Below are 714 nucleotides of genomic sequence, written 5' to 3'. Positions count from 1 at the left end.
CACTTTGCGCCTTGGGTGTGGCTTCTTGGGTTGGCTATCAGTTTTACCAAGCTTATCAGCCAGAACCAGTTCGCTTGCAAGGTTTGATTGAAGCTCAGCAATACAGCATTTCATCGAAAGTCCCAGGTCGCATCGACGAAGTGATGGTTCGCAAAGGCGATGATGTTGAAAAAGGCCAGTTAATTTTTACGCTTCACAGCCCAGAAATCGAAGCGAAACTGGAACAAGCAAAGGCTGGTGAAAAAGCGGCAGATGCACTAGCGCAAGAAGCAGAGAAAGGCGCACGTGAGCAACAAATTCAAGCCGCGAAAGACCAATGGCTAAAAGCGAAAGCCGCAGCGGATTTGATGGAAAAAACCTATAACCGCGTGAACAACCTGTATAAAGATGGCGTGGTTGCCGAGCAAAAACGTGATGAAGCGCTAACCCAATGGCAGGCTTCTAAATACACCGAAAGTGCAGCTTTCCAGATGTATGAGATGGCGAAAGAAGGGGCTCGTAGCGAAACCAAAGTGGCCGCGGCGGAGAAAGCTCGTATGGCATCTGGCGCAGTTGCTGAAGTGGAAGCCTATGCGAAAGATACTCAAATCTACAGTTGGTTTGACGGTGAAGTATCTCAAGTACTTTTACAAAGCGGCGAGCTTGCACCGCAGGGCTTCCCTGTCGTGACCGTCATCGACACTGAAGATGCGTGGGCAACACTGAACGTGCGCG

Annotated in this window: 1 protein-coding gene; it reads left to right on the top strand. The window is 49.9% G+C overall.

Annotated features, from left to right (window positions below):
* Positions 1-11: 11 nt before the first annotated feature.
* On the top strand, positions 12-714 hold a 703-nt coding region (locus tag R7190_RS27425), incomplete at its 3' end, for an HlyD family secretion protein (RefSeq protein WP_318137875.1).

It is taken from the genome of Vibrio sp. 1078-1, assembly GCF_033340475.1.
Note: the sequence above shows the minus strand (reverse complement) of the source record. Positions and strands in the feature narration are given on the sequence as shown.